This is a genomic window from Kribbella pratensis, from assembly GCF_004366075.1.
Lineage (GTDB): Bacteria > Actinomycetota > Actinomycetes > Propionibacteriales > Kribbellaceae > Kribbella > Kribbella pratensis.
Map to the genome: position 1 here is coordinate 1632557 of NZ_SODU01000002.1, position 16949 is coordinate 1649505.

The 16949-nt window shown below is 68.4% G+C and carries 16 protein-coding genes; 8 read left to right on the forward strand and 8 right to left on the reverse strand.

Annotation, left to right across the window (positions count from 1 at the left end; genetic code table 11):
* The first annotated feature begins 106 nt into the window (after positions 1-106).
* The gene (locus tag EV137_RS22820; protein ID WP_134130656.1) at positions 107-1759 is read left to right on the forward strand and encodes a sensor histidine kinase; all 1653 of its coding nucleotides are present in this window, start codon (positions 107-109) and stop codon (positions 1757-1759) included.
* A complete protein-coding gene (locus EV137_RS22825) occupies positions 1756-2421 on the forward strand; it encodes a response regulator (protein ID WP_134130657.1) in 666 nt (221 codons plus the stop codon). Before EV137_RS22820 ends, EV137_RS22825 begins: the two co-directional genes overlap by 4 nt.
* Positions 2422-2786: 365 nt before the next feature.
* Here the strand turns inward: EV137_RS22825 and EV137_RS22830 are convergent, their stop codons facing one another.
* Together EV137_RS22830 and EV137_RS22835 are read right to left on the reverse strand one after the other, a co-directional pair.
* Positions 2787-3311 carry a gamma carbonic anhydrase family protein gene (locus EV137_RS22830; protein ID WP_134130658.1) on the reverse strand — a complete coding sequence of 175 codons (525 nt, stop codon included), beginning with the start codon at positions 3309-3311 and terminating at the stop codon, positions 2787-2789.
* Between the two features lie 17 nt (positions 3312-3328).
* The gene (locus EV137_RS22835) at positions 3329-3787 is read right to left on the reverse strand and encodes a T6SS immunity protein Tdi1 domain-containing protein (RefSeq protein WP_134003441.1); all 459 of its coding nucleotides are present in this window, start codon (positions 3785-3787) and stop codon (positions 3329-3331) included.
* A 51-nt stretch (positions 3788-3838) separates the two neighbouring features.
* On the opposite strand from EV137_RS22835, the gene EV137_RS22840 reads away from it, so the two are divergent.
* Together EV137_RS22840 and EV137_RS22845 are read left to right on the forward strand one after the other, a co-directional pair.
* Complete coding sequence (locus EV137_RS22840) at positions 3839-4987, forward strand: MFS transporter (RefSeq protein WP_134130659.1); 1149 nt, start codon at positions 3839-3841, stop codon at positions 4985-4987.
* An 86-nt stretch (positions 4988-5073) separates the two neighbouring features.
* Positions 5074-5436: a cupin domain-containing protein gene (locus tag EV137_RS22845; protein WP_134130660.1), complete on the forward strand. Its 363-nt coding sequence runs from the start codon at positions 5074-5076 to the stop codon at positions 5434-5436.
* Between the two features lie 7 nt (positions 5437-5443).
* Here the strand turns inward: EV137_RS22845 and EV137_RS22850 are convergent, their stop codons facing one another.
* Positions 5444-6022 (reverse strand): TetR/AcrR family transcriptional regulator, encoded by a 579-nt coding sequence (locus EV137_RS22850; RefSeq protein ID WP_134130661.1) that lies wholly within the window; start codon positions 6020-6022, stop codon positions 5444-5446.
* Positions 6023-6136: 114 nt separating this feature from the next.
* Here EV137_RS22850 and EV137_RS22855 point away from each other — a divergent pair, with 114 nt between their 5' ends.
* Both EV137_RS22855 and EV137_RS22860 read left to right on the forward strand, forming a co-directional pair.
* Positions 6137-7516 (forward strand): MFS transporter, encoded by a 1380-nt coding sequence (locus tag EV137_RS22855; RefSeq protein WP_134130662.1) that lies wholly within the window; start codon positions 6137-6139, stop codon positions 7514-7516.
* On the forward strand, positions 7506-7973 hold the full coding sequence (locus EV137_RS22860; protein ID WP_134130663.1) for a GNAT family N-acetyltransferase: 468 nt from the start codon (positions 7506-7508) through the stop codon (positions 7971-7973). The genes EV137_RS22855 and EV137_RS22860 overlap by 11 nt, the downstream gene beginning before the upstream one ends.
* On the opposite strand, the gene EV137_RS22865 is transcribed toward EV137_RS22860, so the two are convergent.
* The 3 genes from EV137_RS22865 to EV137_RS22875 all read right to left on the reverse strand — a co-directional run bounded on the left by EV137_RS22865 (position 7958) and on the right by EV137_RS22875 (position 10612).
* Positions 7958-8680 (reverse strand): endonuclease/exonuclease/phosphatase family protein, encoded by a 723-nt coding sequence (locus EV137_RS22865; RefSeq protein WP_166679974.1) that lies wholly within the window; start codon positions 8678-8680, stop codon positions 7958-7960. The two genes, EV137_RS22860 and EV137_RS22865, sit on opposite strands and share 16 nt — an antisense overlap.
* Before the next feature lie 41 nt (positions 8681-8721).
* The gene (locus EV137_RS41120; protein WP_202871074.1) at positions 8722-9009 is read right to left on the reverse strand and encodes an SDR family oxidoreductase; all 288 of its coding nucleotides are present in this window, start codon (positions 9007-9009) and stop codon (positions 8722-8724) included.
* 277 nt (positions 9010-9286) lie between these two features.
* The gene (locus EV137_RS22875; protein WP_134130664.1) at positions 9287-10612 is read right to left on the reverse strand and encodes an FAD-binding oxidoreductase; all 1326 of its coding nucleotides are present in this window, start codon (positions 10610-10612) and stop codon (positions 9287-9289) included.
* A gap of 185 nt (positions 10613-10797) precedes the next feature.
* Between EV137_RS22875 and EV137_RS22880 the strand changes: the two genes are divergently transcribed.
* Both EV137_RS22880 and EV137_RS22885 read left to right on the forward strand, forming a co-directional pair.
* Positions 10798-11454, forward strand: coding sequence for a DUF998 domain-containing protein (locus tag EV137_RS22880; protein WP_134130665.1), 657 nt, complete (start codon positions 10798-10800; stop codon positions 11452-11454).
* A 109-nt stretch (positions 11455-11563) separates the two neighbouring features.
* Positions 11564-12430, forward strand: coding sequence for an MBL fold metallo-hydrolase (locus EV137_RS22885; protein ID WP_134130666.1), 867 nt, complete (start codon positions 11564-11566; stop codon positions 12428-12430).
* 167 nt (positions 12431-12597) lie between these two features.
* Here EV137_RS22885 and EV137_RS22890 read toward each other — a convergent pair whose 3' ends face one another.
* Positions 12598-13725: a serine hydrolase domain-containing protein gene (locus tag EV137_RS22890; RefSeq protein ID WP_134130667.1), complete on the reverse strand. Its 1128-nt coding sequence runs from the start codon at positions 13723-13725 to the stop codon at positions 12598-12600.
* A 42-nt stretch (positions 13726-13767) separates the two neighbouring features.
* Positions 13768-16785 (reverse strand): PQQ-dependent sugar dehydrogenase, encoded by a 3018-nt coding sequence (locus EV137_RS22900; protein WP_202871075.1) that lies wholly within the window; start codon positions 16783-16785, stop codon positions 13768-13770.
* Positions 16786-16949 lie beyond the last annotated feature (164 nt).

The following is a 16949-nucleotide window of genomic DNA, read 5'->3' on the forward strand; positions in this document are numbered from 1 at the left end:
CGCAGCGGTGGTTGAGTTCATTGTGGTCACAGGCGGAACCTGGTTGAAGTGTGGCACTTGGCCGCTGGAGCGGTGATCATGCGGCAGGACGTGCGAGGAGGTGAACATGGCGGTGCGACTGGGACGAAGGCCGACCCTGGCCGGCCAGCTGCTGGTGCTGCAGCTGGCGATCGTGGTGATCGTGCTCGTGGCCGTCGCCGCGGTCTCGCTCGCCCAGTCGGCCGCCACGTTCAACCGGGTCGAAGGCCGCCGGGTCACCTTGCTGGCCGAGCAGTTGTCGTCGAACCCCGCGCTGCGGTTCAACATTCGCAACCCGGCGCCTGCGGAGATGCTTGCACCCACGCTGCAGACCAGCCTCGCGCAGTCCGGCGTCACCTCGATCACGGTCGCGAACGCCGACGGAAAGGTGATCGCGGCAACCAATCCGACCCTGATCGGGACGAAGCTCACGCTCGGTGTCCCAGAGGTTGCGGACGGTCGAGGCTGGTCGGGGCAGCTGCGCGGCGACGGCGGGATGGAGCTGGTGGCCCAGGTTCCGGTGCTGAGCGAAGGCAGGGACAAGAACGGCAAGCTGGACGGGACGCTCGGCGACCACATCGGGACCGTGATGGTCGGTGAGCGGGCTCCGTCCGTACTGCAGCGGTTGCGCGGCGCGTCGTCGTACCTCGCGATCTATCTCGGAATCGCCTGTGTGCTGGGGCTGCTCGGGTCGTGGCTGCTCGCCCGGCGCATCAAACGGCAGACGCTCGGGCTCGAACCACGGGAGATCGCGGGACTGGCGGAGCATCGGGAAGCCATGCTGTACGGGCTTGCCGAGGGAGTCGTTGCCTTGGACCCGCATCTGCGCGTGACGCTGGTGAACGACGTCGGCCGGCGACTCCTCGATCTCCCTTCCGATGCGGTGGGAAAGTCCTTGCGGGAGCTGGGTGTCGAAGGACGGCTGCGAGAAGTGCTGGCCGGCGAGGACGAGGCGCGCGACGCGGTCGTCGTACGGCGTGGTCGGGTGCTCGTGATGAACCGGATGAGTGTCACCAAGGACGGGCGGTCGCTCGGATCCGTCACCACGCTGCGGGACCGGACCGAGCTGGCGCAGCTGGAGCGCGAATTGGGGTCGTTCCGTTCGTCCGCGGAGCTGCTGCGGGCGCAGACGCACGAGTTCGCGAACCAGCTGCACACGATCTCGGGGCTGATCCAGATCGGTGAGTACGACGAAGTGGTCACGTACGTCGGCGCGCTCAACCGCTATCGTGAATCGCTCGACCTGACCGTGACCAGGCGGGTCCACGACACCACGGTCGCCGCCCTCCTGATGGCGAAGTCGTCGCTCGCGGCCGAACGCCGCGTCGAGCTCCGGGTGTCCGAGCGGACCACGCTGCTGCGCCTCGATCCGGCGCTTTCCGCCGACATCGCGACCGTCCTCGGCAACTTGGTCGACAACGCCGTCGACGCGGCCGCGCTGTCCGGTACGCCGCTGTCGCCCGCATGGGTCGAGGTCGAGCTTCGGCAGGACGCGACGAGTGTGGAGATCGTGGTCCGCGACTCCGGGCCGGGAGTCGCACCCGAGCTGGCGCAGGAGGTGTTCGCGCACGGATTCACCACCAAGGCCGCGGCCGAGGGCGAACGCGGGATCGGCCTCGCGATGACCCGCCTGATCTGCCGGCGCCGCGGCGGCGAGGTGGCGGTCACCAACCTCGCCGAGGGTGGTGCGGCGTTCGTCGCGCGGATGTCCACCCAGCGCACGCCGGAGGGAGCCCGATGATCAAGGTGCTGGTCGTCGACGACGACTTCATGGTCGCCCGCATCCACCGCGGGTTCGTCGACCGCGTGGACGGCTTCGAGGTCGTCGGTACGGCGAACACCGGCGACCAGGCCGTGGCGGCGCTCGGTGAGCTTTCTCCTGACCTGGTTCTTCTGGACCTCTACCTCCCCGACATCTTCGGCCTCGATCTGATCGCCCGCCTGCGTGCCGTCCAGCCCGACGTCGACATCCTCGTGATCACCGCCGCCCGCGAGGCGGACGCGGTCCGCGGGGCTGTGCGGCAGGGTGTCGTGAACTACCTCCTGAAACCCTTCGGTTTCGAGGACCTCCGGGCGCGGCTCCGCGAGTACGCCCGCCGCCGCGCCAGCGTCCCCGACCAGGTCACCTCCCAAGCCGACGTCGACCGGGTCCTGGCGCCCGCCCGCCAGCTGGTCAACCGGCTCCCCAAAGGACTCAGCCAGGAAACCGCCGACCTCGTCACCGCCGCCCTCCGCGCCGCCCCCGACAACCTCTCCGCCGCCGAGTGCGCCGAGAAGGTCGGCATCTCCCGCGTCAGCGCCCGCCGCTACCTCGAGTTCTTCGCCGCCCAAGGCCAGGCCGAAGTATCCCTCCGCTACGGCACCACCGGCCGCCCCGAACGCCGCTACACCTGGCGAACCTGACCCCCACCCCACCCGCCCGCGCCCCGTACACCCACCCCACCCACCCCACCCGCCCCGTACACCCACCCCGTACACCACCCCGTACACCCACCCCCGGCCGCCCACGCCGCCCGGGCCGCGCCCCGCTCGGTCCCGCTCTTGGCCGACCCGCATTTGCTGGGTCAGCCACCGCATTTGATGGGTTGACCAGTCAAATGGGGGGTTCCACACCCTTAACCAGGGTGGTTAACCCCCCACTTGGCTGGTCAACCCATCAAATGCTGATGGGCTGGTCGTCGAGTCGTTGGCTCGATGGGTGCGGGAGCGGGCGGGGTGCGGTCAGCGGGAGGCGGCGGCGTACGGGCGGTCGAAGATCTCGCCGAGGGTCAGTCCTCGACCAGTTCGACGGATGCGGCGTGGCGTTCGGCCAGGGCGTGGTAGACGGCGGCGTTGTGGTCGACGAAGAGTTTTGCGGTGCCGTCGAGCGGGATGATCTTCTTCGCGGGGCTGCCCATCGCGACCGACTCCGGTGGGATGACCGCGCCGGGCGTGACCGTGGACCCAGCGGCGACCAGTGACCGTTTGCCGACCACCGCGCCGTCCAGCACGATCGCGCCGTTTCCGACCAGCGCCTGCTCGCCGATCGTGCAGTCGTGGACCAGGCACTGGTGACCGACCGTGGCGTTCGGCCCGATCTCGCAGCCATTGTGGCCGACGTGGATGACCGTGTTGTCCTGGATGTTCGCGCCGGCGCGGATCGTGATCGTGCCCAGATCGGCCCGGATCACCGCGCCGTACCAGATCGACACCCCGGCCTCGACCACCACGTCACCGACCAGCGTGGCGGTCGGCGCGATCCACGCGTCGGGATGGACGGTCGGACGCTTACCTTCGAACGAGTACAGCGGCATGCGCCACACCCTAATGCTCAGCTGATCGTGATCCCGCTGATCGGCGTACCGGGAGGCAGGTCGCGGATCTGGGTGTGGATCTGCCCGAGGATGTTGAGCGACACCACGAAGTCCAGGACCTCGACGTTGTCGAGCGTGAGTTCGCCGCCGAGCTGCGGCGGATGGGTGAACGAGTAGACCTGATCAGGACCCGGTACGACGCCCTGGTTCGCGGCGCCGAACACCAGGCCGGCCAGCAGGTACTGGTCCTGGCCGTCCTCCGTGTTCAGCGCGTCCCGCAGCTCGTCCGCGCTCGCCCAGGTGAGCTCAAGCGTCCCCTCGAGCGTGTCGAGCCACCAGAACCCGTCAGCCGCTTGGAAGAACACGTCCCCGAACGGCGACGTGAACACCGGCACCAACCCGTCGAGTTCGAGGAAGGTCCAGGATTCGAGCGCACGCGCGTACTGCTCGTCGGAGAACGACCGGGTCAGCTCCATGCCGTGAGCCTAGGCGCGAGCGGGGGCCACGTGTCCAACTAGGGTGAGCGGATGCTCAAACCAGTCGCCGGGTTCGCAGCGTTCGGACTGTTCTGGGGTGCGTGGGGAGCGATCCTGCCCGCGATCCGGGCCGGCGCCGGTGTGAACGACGGAGAGCTCGGTGTGGCGTTGCTGATGATCGGGCTCGGAGCGCTGGTGTCGATGCGGTTCACCGGCTACCTGATCGACCGGTACGGCGGCGTCGTGCTTCCCGTGGTGACCGTGTTGTTCGCGCTCTGCGGCGTACTGCCTGCCCTGGCCGGTTCGGTCGTCACGCTGAGCGCGGCGCTGTTGTTGCTCGGAGCAACTTCTGGTGCGACGGACGTGGCGATCAACACGACCGGATCCCACACCGAACACGAGACCGGACGGCCGGTGATGAACCTCGCCCACGGCATGTTCTCGGTCGCGGTCGTGGTGGCGAGTCTCGGTACGGCGGGACTTCGGGCGGCCGGTGTGAGGGCACTGCCGGTGCTGGCCGGTGTGGCGACTCTGATCGTGATCACGGCGGCTGCCGTCCTTGCGCCGGGAGCAACCAAGGTCACCGGGACCGCCAGGACGCACACCGGAAAGTCGAGAGCCAGGCTCGAACCGGTGCTCCTCGTGTTCGGCGTGCTGTGTGCACTGGCCTACCTGGTCGAGAACGCGTGGCAGAGCTGGAGCGCCGTACATCTCGACACCTCACTGAACGCCTCGGCCGGCCTCGCGTCCACTGCTCCCGCGGTCTTCGCTGCTGCGGCCGCCACCGGCCGCTTCGCAGGTAACGCTCTGCTCGCCCGGGTCCGCCCGGTGCGGCTCTTGGTCGTCGGCGGTGCCGTCGCAGCCGTCGGCTCACTCGTCGCGGCCACCGCGAACAATCCCTGGACGGCACTCATCGGGATCGGCGTCGCCGGCCTCGGTACGTCGGTCTGCGCGCCGACCGTCATCGGGATGGCGGGCGCCTGGGCGGGACCCGGGCGGCGCGCCGGAGCGATCTCCACGGTGACCACGATCGCCTACGTCGGGTTCCTGATCGGCCCGGCAGCGGTCGGCGCGGTCTCGTCCGCCTGGTCGCTGCCGGTCGCCCTGGGCGCGGTCGCCGTCATCGCGGTCGTCGTCGCCGGCCTCGCACCGGTCGCCGACCGTGTCGCCAGTCCCCGAGCGAGCCGCCAACTGGACTGAGTGCGGCCCCGTCGACGTACGTCGAAAGGGATGTGAAAGGCCCTACTGCAACGGTTACGGTGGCTGAACCGATCGAGGAGGGTGGCATGACGGAGATCGCGAAATCCGGGGCTGCGGTGATCAGCCGGGCGGACCGGCGGGACGACGGCGAGGAATGGACCGAGAACTACACCGAGCTGCCGGGTGGTGCCGGTGTCTCGCTGATTCTCGAGTCGACCACGCAGGAGGGCGTCGGTCCGCGGCTGCACCTGCATCCGTACGCCGAGACGTTCATCATCCGGCGGGGTTCGGCGACGTTCACGGTGGACACCGAGGAGATCGTCGGCAAGGCCGGCCAGATCCTGGTCGTCCCGGCCGAGACCCCGCACAAGTTCCGCACCGGCCCGGGCGGCTACGAAGCGGTGCACATCCACGCCAACCCAACCTTCGAAACCACCTGGCTGGAGTAGTTAGGCCCTACTCGGCCTTCGGGGGAGCGAACGCGGCCAGCAGGGTCGCGGTGATGTACGGCGCTGCCTGGTCGGACGTGATGCGCCCGGCCTGGATCTCGCTCGCGGCGCCGTGCATCACGTTGTGCATGACGCTGACCAGCCACGACGTCGGCAGGTCGGTACGGAAAACGTTTTCGGCACGGCCGCGTTCGAGCAGCCGTTCCACGCGCGCCATCGGATCGGCGTGCAGTTCTCGCACCCGTCCGGGCGGCAGCGCGTCCTGAGCCGCGAGCAGCAGCGCCCGGTACTGGTCGACCAGGTGCCAGCTCGACTCGATCAACCGGGTCAGCGCGTCGCGCGGATCACCGGTCAGATCGACCTGCCCGAGGGTCTCCTCGCCGGTCGCGATCGCCTGGACGAAGACGGCGTCGACCAGCTCGGCCCGGGAGGGGAAGTGGCCGTACAGGGTCACTCGCCCGACCCCGGCCGCCTTCGCGATCTCCGACGTACTCGCCGCCGGATCCCGGCCCAGACACTCGGCGGCGGCGGTCAGGATCGCCGCGATGCTCCGTTGCGCGTCCGCGCGCCGGGTGGTGACAGTCATCGGACCTCCATGATCTCGAACACCACTGTACGAATTCCTCTTGTCGAACACCAGTGTACGAGTTACGGTACCGACTGTAATCCGTACACACCTGTTCAAGTTAAGGACGAGATCATGACTCAACCCGACCCCCGGCGGTGGCGGCTGCTGGGGCTGCTTGCCGTCGCGCAGTTCATGCTGATCCTCGACGTCACCGTGGTGGCGATCGCGCTGCCGAACATCGAGACCGACCTGCACCTGCAGCGCGAGACGCTGACCTGGGTGGTGAGTGCGTACACGCTGATGTTCGGCGGCCTGATGCTGCTCGGCGGTCGCGCCGCCGACCTGTTCGGCTCGCGCCGCGTCCTACTGACCGGCCTGTTCGTGTTCACGCTGGCCTCGCTCGTCACCGGTCTCGCCAATGGGCCTGAGGTCCTGCTGGGCGGCCGCGTCGCGCAAGGCATCGGGGCCGCGATGCTCTCGCCGGCGGCGCTGTCCGTCGTCACCAAGACGTTCGACGGGGACGAGCGCAACAAGGCGCTCGGGATCTGGTCCGCGATGGGCGGTGGCGGCTCCGCGATCGGCGTACTGCTCGGTGGTCTGCTCACCGCGGGTCCCGGCTGGCAGTGGGTGTTCTACATCAACCTGCCGATCGGCCTGGTCGTGTTCGCGCTGCTGATCCGGATGCTTCCCGCCGACACGCCGAGCGAGCAGCCGGGGCGTCTCGACGTACCGGGTGCGCTGCTGGTGACCGCCGGCACGGGTACGGCGATCTACGCGCTGATCAACGCCGGCGATCGCGGCTGGCTCTCGCTCGCGACCCTCGGCACGCTGGCCGGGGCCCTCGTTCTGTACGGCGTCTTCGCCTGGGTCCAGCGCACCGTACGGTCGCCGCTGATGGACCTGCGGATCTTCACCCGCCGGCCCGTCACCGCCGGTATCTTCATGATCCTGGTCGCGACCGCCCTGATGATCTCGATGTTCTTCCTGGGCTCGTTCTACCTGCAGCATTTCAAGCAGTACGGCGCTCTGCGCACCGGACTGTTGTTCCTGCCGGTGGCGATCGCGGCGATCGTCGGCGCGCAGATTGCCGGGCATGTCGTCGGCCGGGTCGGCGCACGGCCGATCGCGATGGCCGGGTTCCTGATCACCGCGGCCGGCGTGGCTGTCCCCGCGATCTGGGAGGGTGCTGCCGTGGTCGTGATCGGGATGACCGTCGGGACGGTCGGGCTGGGCGCCGCGTTCGTGGCGTCGTCGACCACGACGTTCGCGCAGATCGACTACCGCGAAGCTGGTCTGGCGTCCGGGCTCCTCAGCACGTTCCACGAGTTCGGCGCCTCCCTCGGCGTCGCTGTGGTGTCGAGCATCGCGGCCGCGAGTCTTGCGGGGACCGTGTCGACAGGATTCACTCGTGGGTTCACCTTCGCCGCGGTCACCGCCGCGGTGGCGGCCGCCCTCGCGCTGGTCGTCGTACCGGCGTTCAAGCCTTCGACTGGAGAAGTACATGCCCACTGAGATTCGCCGCGCGGTGGTCGCGGACGCGGAGATCGTGCTGACGATGATGCGTGAGCTGGCCGACTACCAGGATCAGGGCGCCTACCTGACGGCGAGCGTCGAGGACTGGCAAGGGTTCCTCGGCCGCGAGGACGTGATCGTGCTGATCGCGGAGGTCGGCGGCGACGCGGCCGGGTACGTTTCCGCGCTGCGGCGACCGTATCTGTGGGTCGGCGGGGACCAACTGGCGTTGGACGACCTCTATGTTCGGGAGCATTTCCGCGACGCCGGCGTCGGACGGAAACTCATGCTGGAGCTGGCCCGGCACGCGTTGCCGGACCGGCTACCGATCGGCTGGGGTCTGCGTCTGGAGAACACGGCCGGATACCGCTTCTACGAACGCCTCGGCGCCAAGATGGTCACCAAGACCGCAGCCGGCTGGTCTCCCGAGGCGTACGAGCGTCAGCTGAGCGAGTAGGTGGCCGCGACCGGGAAGTGGTCGGACGCGAAGCTCACCGGAACCGACGCGGCGGTCGGCACCAGTTGCGCACTGTGCAGGTGGTAGTCGATCCGCTTCGTCGGCAACGGCACGGGGCTGGTGAGCCCGAGTCCGAGGCCCTTCTGCGGCCAGGTGTCCGTCCAGTTCGTCGTCAGAGTCTTCATTTCGGTCGACGTCGGTACGGCGTTCAGGTCGCCGACCAGGAGCGTCGCCTCGGGAGCGTCCTTCAGCAACGCGACGATCGCATTCACCTGATCGATGCGCTCGTCGTCATTGGTCGTCGTGAGGTGCGTGTCGGCGAAACGCAACGGCGTACCGTTCACGTCGATCAACGTCTCGAGCAGACCGCGCTGCTCACTGCCCGCATGCAGCGGCAGCAAGGTGTTGCGGGAGTCGACGATCGGGTACTTCGAGAGCACGAGCGTCCCGTACTGACGACGGGGCTTGCCGGGCTCGGCAGGATCCCAGTCCAGGTTGGCGGCGAAGACGTAGTTCATCTGCAACCGCGCCGCCAACCAGGCCGGCTGGTCCACCCAGTTGCTGCGGGCATCGAAGTACTTGTCGACCTCCTGCAGACCGACGACCGCGGCCCCGGCCGCCTCGATCGTCTTCGCGACCCGCTCGAGATCGAGCTTGCCGTCGACGCCCGCGCCGTGATGCATGTTGAACGTCAGGGCAGCAAACATTCCCGATCGCATACCCCAGTATCTCGGGGCGCCGGGATTATTTACATCGCTTCGGTTGCCAGGTCCTGCCAGGCTTCCCAGGTCTTCAGGCGGTCGGCGTACACCTGCTGGAGCATCGGGTAGCCCTGGGTTCCGAAGAAGATGCGGAGTGGTGGTGTGGGGGTGTCGGCGAGCTCGAGGATCGCGCGGCCGGCCGCGGCGGGGTCGCCGAAGTCGGCCGAGGCCACGTACGCGGACAGTGCGTCGCGCAGGTCGTCGTACAGCGGGTTCGGATCCGAGCGGACTCCGCCGGTGACGCCATCGGTCGCGTAACCGCCAGGCGCGACCACCGTGACCTTGATGCCGAAGCCCGCGACCTCTTGGGCGAGCGTGTGCTTGTTCGACGGCCGCGAACACAGCTGCCTTGTCGGTGACGTCGAGGGTGAGTGGGAGTACCGCGTCGCCGTACGTCGCGGTCAACTCGGTGACATTGCTCCGCGGTCCGTCGCGGCCACCCGGTCCCCACGGGACAGGGCGGCCTCGACACAGTGCTTGATGGTGCCCTCGCTTCGCTCGGTCACGTCCGGCCGAGGCCGCGAGAGGAGCCGGTGACGAACCAGACCTTGCTCATGGCTTGACGTTGTGGTTGCCAGCGAAAACGTTTTCTGGATCGTATTCGCGCTTCACCGCCGCGAGCCGCTCGTAGGTCTCGGCGGGGTAGACCGCGGCGACATCAGCGTCTTCGGCCTCGGACAGGAAGTTCGCGTACGCGCCGCTGACCTGCGGGCTCAGGCGATCCCACAGTTGCTGCCGCGCCGGACGCGTCGCCTCGATCACCGGCGGCGGACCGACGGTCATGGTGACGAACATCAGCTCCGCCTGGCGGTGCGCGTACGCCGTCGCGTCGTCGGCGACCTGCGCCACGGCCCCGCCGACGCTGCGGACTGCGATGACCGGAGAGCCCTGCGAGGTGCCGGCCTCGGCGAGGATCCGCAGTACCTCGGGCACGGAATCCTTGTCGACAAAGGCACTCCGGGTGGCGAACTGGATGCCGGGCGGCGGTACGACGCCGTCCACGAGCACCTCGGCGTACGGCGTCAGCGTGACATCGTCGGCGATCACGGTGCCGAGTGCGCGGATCGGATCGATCGCCTGCGCGGCGAGTTCGGCATCGTCGCCGTCGTACGCGACCTGGATCTCCAGCGGCGCCTCGGGACCGCCGAGGAACGGGTTCGCGAACGACGCGATCGAGGTCAGCTCCACGGGCGCGGTGCGCAGGTACTCCGCCCAGCGGGGCAGCACCTCGGCGATCTCGTTCGGGGGAAAGACGATCTTGCCGAAGTGGATGTCGGTCGTCGGGTGCGCCGCGAACTCGAACGCGGTCACGATCCCGAAGTTCCCGCCGCCACCGCGGATCGCCCAGAACAGCTCCTGGTTCTCGTCGGCCGACGCCCGTACGACGTCACCCGCGGCGGTCACGAGCTCCGCGGCGACCAGGCTGTCCAGCGCGAGACCGTACTTGCGGACCTTCCACCCGATGCCGCCGGTCAGCGTCAACCCGCCGACCCCGACGCTCTTGGTGTCACCCGACGAGATCGCCAGCCCGTGCGGCGCCAGCGCGGCCGCGACCTGCCCCCAGGTGGCGCCGCCACCGATCCGGACGACGTACTTGTCCTTGTCCACGACCTCGATGCCCGCCAGGTTGACGAGATCGATCACCACCCCGCCGTCGTTCGTCCCGAATCCTGGGAACGCGTGTCCACCGCCGCGCACCGCGAGCGGCAGCCCGCTGCCCGCGGCGTACCGGACGGCCTTCTGGACGTCCTCGACGGTCGTCGGCCTGAGGACGTACGCCGGACTGCCCCCGACCAGCACGGTCTTGCTCGCGGCGTCGTACCCGGGGTCCTCCGGCCCGACGATCTCTCCAGCGAATCCTTCGACTATTGCGCTCATGACGTTCCTTTGCGTTTGCCCTCATCGAACAAACACCTGACGCCCGCCGAGCGCCCGATGTGACGTGAGCAAGCCCACATCACAAAACGCGGGGCTACTTCGTCTGTTCTCGGCTGTGGTGTCGATTCCGCGGTGGTCCGGTCGACGCAGTGGTGACGGTTCACCTCTGTGAAAGGACTTTCGACATGAGTACTGTGACGCTCCCGGCCGCCCGTATCTCCCCTCGCGCCATGCTGACCGGCGGAGTTGTCGCCGGGCCGCTGTACGTCGCGGTGTGGCTGACCCAGGCGTTCACCCGCGACGGTTTCGACATCACCCGCCACCCCGCCAGCCTGCTCGCGAACGGTGGGCCGGGGTGGATCCAGACGGCGAACTTCATCGTCAGCGGCCTCCTGACAATCGCCGGCGCTGTCGGCCTCCGCCAGACGCTGCGGGCCGGTGGTTCGTCCGTGCGCGGGCGGGTGTGGGGTCCCCGGCTCGTCGGCGCCTACGGTTTCGGTCTGCTACTCGCGGCCGCGTTCCCCGCAGATCCTGCGGCCGGGTTCCCGGTCGGCACGCCGGCCGACTACGCCGAGATCAGCACCCGGGGCATGGGTCACTTCGTGGCCGGCACCATCGGGTTCTCCGGCCTGATCGCCGCGTGCCTGGTGTTCGGCGCGCACTACCGCGCGATCGGCCGCCGTACCCTCGCCCGCTTCTCGGTGGTGACCGGCATCCTGTTCTTCGCCGCGTTCGCAGGTCTCAGCGCCGGCGCCGGCAGCCGCCCTACCATCATCGCCTTCGACCTCGCGGTGATCCTCGGCTGGACCTGGATCACCACCGTCTGCCGCGACAAGCGCTAGAGCATGTCTCCCAACCCCACGCCTGACGCATGCGGATCGTCACCAGCCCGCGCCGCCACCCACCCGGGGTTGGCGGTGGACAGATGACGGGTGGTGGGAGGGTGGGGTGATGATCTATCGGTTCTCGGTGGGGCGGTTGGAGTGTGTGGTGGTGAGCGACGGCCAGCCGGGGCCGCCGTTCGAGCCGCGGCTGGAGGATTTCTTCACACCTGAGTCGGGTGTGCCGGACGACGTACTGCGGGACTCGTGCCAGGGGCGTTCGACGCTGACCTGCGGGTACAACTGCCTGTTCGTGAGCACCCCGGACGGGACAGCGGTGATCGACACGGGGCTGGGGGCGAGCTTCCTCGGGTACGGCGAGTACATCGAGCCGCTCGTCGGACAGTTGGACAGCGGAATGAGCAGCGCCGGACTGTCGCAGTCGGAGTTGGCTGCGGTCGTGTTCACGCATCTCCACCAGGATCATGCGCGCGGAGCCATCTGGTCGGGCGAGCTGACCTTCCCCGCGGCGACCGCGTTCGCGCATGCGTCGGAGGTCGCGTTCTGGTCAGGCTCCGTCGACCTTCCGTCGGCGCAGCCGCACCTCGAGGCTGCTCGAGAAACCATCCGCATGTTCGGCGAGAAGCTGCGGCCGTTCGAGTACGACGCCGAGATCCTGCCAGGCGTACACACGCTCTCCGCCCCCGGCCACACACCCGGCCACTCCGCCATCCTCCTGCAGTCCCAAGGCGAACGCCTGCTCTGCGTGGGCGACACCTTCTACGACCCGCTCCAACTCATCAACCCGGCCTGGGCCACCCCGTGGGACCTGGACGCACCGGCGTCCATCACTACCCGCCGCCAACTCCTGTCCCGCGCCGCCGACGAACACCTCCTGATCCACGCCTACCACCTCCCGTTCCCAGGCCTCGGCCACGTCCAACGCAACGGCCCCACCTACAGCTGGCACCCCCTCGACGTACCGAACAACGGGTAGTGCTCCAGCGCGGCCCCCCACGCCCGCCGTCCTGACGACTGGCCAGCGTTCCAGAGGTGGACCACTACCCGTCCTTCGGTACGCCCCTCGCCCACCTTCCGCGGCTACCGCACCGCGTCCTCAGCACACCGCCCCGCCCGCACGCTGTGTGGTGTCGCGGTGGTGGGTTAGGGGAGGCAGGTGCGGAGGGCGGTGATCAGGTGGGCGGCTCGGGGGTCGCCGTGGCCGAGCATGCGGTTGGCGGTGTAGGCGAATGCGACGCCGTACTCGTCGTCGCCGAAGGCGAACTGACCGCCGGCGCCGTCGTTGCCGAAGCTGCGTGGGCCCAGCGTCGGCCGGAAGGGGGAGTCCAGCAGGAACCCGGACCCCCAGCGAGCGCCGGCATCAAACCCCAGGAACCCCGCACCGGAAGAGACCTCACGCACCGCATCGCCGACCGTGTCAGGAGTCAGCAACCGCGGCGAGTCGTCGATCCCGGTGACTGCGGCGGCGTACACCCCAGCCAGCCCACTAGCGGACGCAACCGCGCCCGCCCCGGGCAACTCCATCGCGTGCAAATCGGGGTCGTTCCAGCCATGAGGTACGTCGAGGCCGGGGAACTCGAGCGCCCCGTTCATCGTCACGATGCGCATCAACAGATGCTCGGGATCCAACCCCGGCGGCCGCCCCTCGGCCTCCTCCAACCGTGCGACCGTCGACACCTCCGCTGCAGCCAGCCCGATCCACGCCCGGAGCCCGAGTGGATCGCCGATGACAGTGCGGAAGTACGCCCCGGGCAGTTGCCCCGTGATCCGCCGTACCACTTCACCGAGGACGAAGCCGAACACATGCCCGTGATACTCGTACGCCGTCCCCGGTTCCCACAAAGGCTTCTGCTCTTCAACAGCCGCGATTACCGGTGTCCACGCCGCGATCTCGTCGAACGTCAACGTCTTGTCCAGCACCGGAATCCCCGCACGGTGCCCGAGCATCATCCGGCACGTGATCGCGTCCTTGCCCGCAGCAACGAACTCCGGCCAGTACGCACCGATCGGTGCGTCCAGGTCGAGCCGCCCTTCCTGTGCCAGCAGATGTACGACGACACTCACCAGCCCCTTGGCACAGGAGAACACCGGTACGACGGTCTCCCGCTTCCACGGCCGCCCCGGCGCTGCATCGCCGTCCCAGAGCTCGACCACCTGTCGCCCGCCGGCGTACACGCTGACCGCCGCACCCAACTCCGGAAACAACGAGAAGTTCTCCGCGAAGGCATCCGCAACCGCCCCGAACCCCTCGTCCACCCAACCTGAACTCATGGGCAGGACGATAGGTCCGAGGCGACTCTGCGGGCGATCGAATTACGGAAAGGTCCACTTCTGGTTGAGGCCGTTGTTGCAGGTGTAGAGGATGAGTTTGGTGCCGTTCGCTGAGGAGGCGCCGGCGGCGTCGAGACAGAGGGGTACGGCGGCGTTGACGAGGGCCCCGTTCGGTTGGGGGATCCAACGTTGACCGGGGGAGTTGTCACAGGTCCACAGCACGGCAGGGGTCTTGAGGGCGGTGCCGCGCGCGGAGAGGCACTTGCCCATCGTGCGCACGGTTCCGTCCTCTGTGGACGGCGTCCACTGCTGGTTGATTGCGCCCTTGCACGTGTAGAGCGTGGTCGGCGTACCGTCCACGGTCGAGGCCTGGTAGACGTCGATGCACTGGCCCGCGATCCCGGTGGCCGGCCCGGTGTCCTGGTACACCCCGAACTCCCAGAACGAGTAGTAGCTTCCGGCCACGGCTCGCTGCGTCGCGACCATCCGGACGTACCGCGCGTAGTTCGGTGTGAACGTGACGACGTCCGTCCCGCCGTCCCCGCTCACCGTCGACGCCACAGTCCTCCAGGTGCGCCCGCTCGCCAACACCTGGATCTGGTAGGACTTCGCGTACGCCGTCGACAACCAGTTCATCATCACCCGGTTGACCACCTGGACGGACCCGAGATCGACCTGGAACCACTGCGGATCCGTGCGCGCACTCGACCATGCGGTGCTCATCGAACCGTCCACGGCCTTCGACGCCTCGCGCCCGGCAAGGTAGGTGCTAGAGGCAACCGCAGGACGACCGCGGGCAAGGTTCCGCTTCGTAGCAAAGGCGGCTGTGTACGTCGTCGGTGTCGCCGGTGCAACCAGATTGTGGTCACGCGCCCCACCGTCCGACCACAACCCGAACCGGTAGAGCTGGTTGGCCACGTTCTGCACCGGATCCGTCGCCACCGAAACACTCGATCCGACGATCGTCGTGACCGGGAGCGGACTCTTCCCGCTCTTGGCGAGGACCGTCACCGGCAACCCGGTCGGTGTGGTCGCGAACGTCGTACCGACCGTCTTCGGATCGAGCCGCACGCTCTTCACGTCTGTCAGCCCTTGAGCGTCCCGCGCCGTCAGCTTCAGCTCGAGGTAGGACGGATACTCGTGATCCGGCGCCGTGAACGAGCTGGTCGCCCCGGTCACTGTTGTGATCGTATGCGTGTGGCAGTCACTCGGGCAGTGATGCATGATCAGCGACCACGTCAACGCGGACCCGGGCAACGTCCCCTGCTCTGGGTCGGTCGCCGAACCCGAGAAGTTGATGGTGTCGCCAACCTTCCACGTGGTTGCCGGACCGGGAGAGGTGATCGTCGCGGTGGGTGCGGTGTTCGCGACGTTGATCTGGGTGCTCGTCGTACTGCTCGCTGTCCCGTCGGACACCCGCAGTCGCACAGACACCGTGTCGCTGACCGTGTACGTGTGCTGCACAACGGCGGCCGTCGAGTCGTCGTACGCCCCGTCGCCGTCGAGGTCCCACGCGTACGTGAGCGGATCGCCGTCGGCGTCGTCGGACGCGGTCCCGTCGAACGTCACCGTCAACGGCGTCGGCCCGCTCGACGGGTCGGCGTGGATCACGGCGGTCGGCGGATTGTTCGTGCCGTTGTAGACGTAGCGGAGGATCCGGCCGTTGTCGTAGTCGACCGTGAAGAGGTCGCCGCCGGGGCCCGTCTGCAGGCGAGTGGCGCCGTACCCGGAGGCGAAGAGCTGGATCTTCGCCGGATCCGGAAGGCCGTTGCTCCCCGGCATCATCGCCCACACGCACCTGCGGCTGTAGTCGGTGAAGAACAGCGAGCCGTCGTATGCCGCCGGGTAGTTCCCGCCCTTGTAGAACGAGAGCCCGGAGATGGACGAACTGCCGGTGGAGCACGTCCCGGCGACCTGCTCCGTGTGCTTGTAGGTGTAGTACGGCGACGCGACCGCGGACGAGCCTGCCGCGTACAGGTTCTCGCAGATGTTGACGTTCGCGCCGTCGTACCCGGGCTGGCGGCCGGTGCCTTCGTAGCACGGCCAGCCGAAGTTCGTGACGCCCGCCGTCGGGGCGACGACGCGGTCGATCTCTTCCCAGCTCTGGTACCCGACGTCACCGATCCACAGCTCGCTCGTCCCCGGCCGGAACGTGAACCGCATCGGGTTGCGCAGACCTTCCGCGACGATCCGGCGGGCGTTCAGATCGGGGCTGCTGATCAACGGGTTGTTCGGCGCGGCCTGGCCGGTGTCGGGGTCGATGCGGATGATCGAGCCGTCCAGACCGGTCGGATCGCCTGTGGTCCGTAGGTCCTGCGCACGCAGCGCGCCGCCTTCGGCAGTCGGCGGAGTGAGCGTCGCACCGACCGGAGCCGGCCCGTCGCCACACGGGTTGTCGGGCGTCAGGTCGGAAGCGGGGAAGCTGTCCTGCCCGTAGTCGATGTAGTTGAAGCTCCCGCCGTCACCACCGCCGGCGTACAGGAAGCCGTCCGGGCCGAACTCGATCGAGCCGATCGAGTGGCTCGGGTAGACCTGGCACCAGTCCTCGACGAGCACCTGCTCGGCGCCGTTCGCGTTGAGTACCGAAAGTCGCGCGCTGGCCTGGCAGCCGTCACCGGTCGGACCGGGCGGCGACGGACACGGGTCGGCGTCGGTGCCCGGCGTACCCCACTTCGGCGTCGGCCCGCCGATCAGCCCGTCGTGCGTGTACAGCACGTAGATCCGTGGATCTGCAGGGAAATCGGGATGCAGCGCCAGTCCGAGAAGGCCGCGGTCCCAGTAGTTGTAGACCTCGGTCCGCAAGTCGGCGTACACGCTGGGCGTCGGATCGTCGAGCGAGTCGAAGACCTTGATCAGGCCGCTCTTCTCGGCGACGAACACCCGGCCGTCCGGCGAGAACGCGACGTTCGTCGGACTGGTCAGTCCGCTGAACGCCACTTGCTCACTGAAACCGGTGGGCGTGACAGCAGCCTGTGCCGGACCGATCGTGACGAACGGCAACAGCAGTACGACGCACAGTGCGGGCAGCGCAGAGCGCAGCCAACGGGCAGAAATCCTCACGAAGCCCCCAGGACCAAGGTCCGGTGCCCGACCCCTCACAACCCCCTGCGGGCACTCGGATCGCGCCAGCATGACCGCCGCTCCTGGCACGCGCAAGCCCCGGCCTGTATTCGTTTCAAACAATCCACCGGACGGTCACTCGGCCGGTCTGATCGGGCACACTG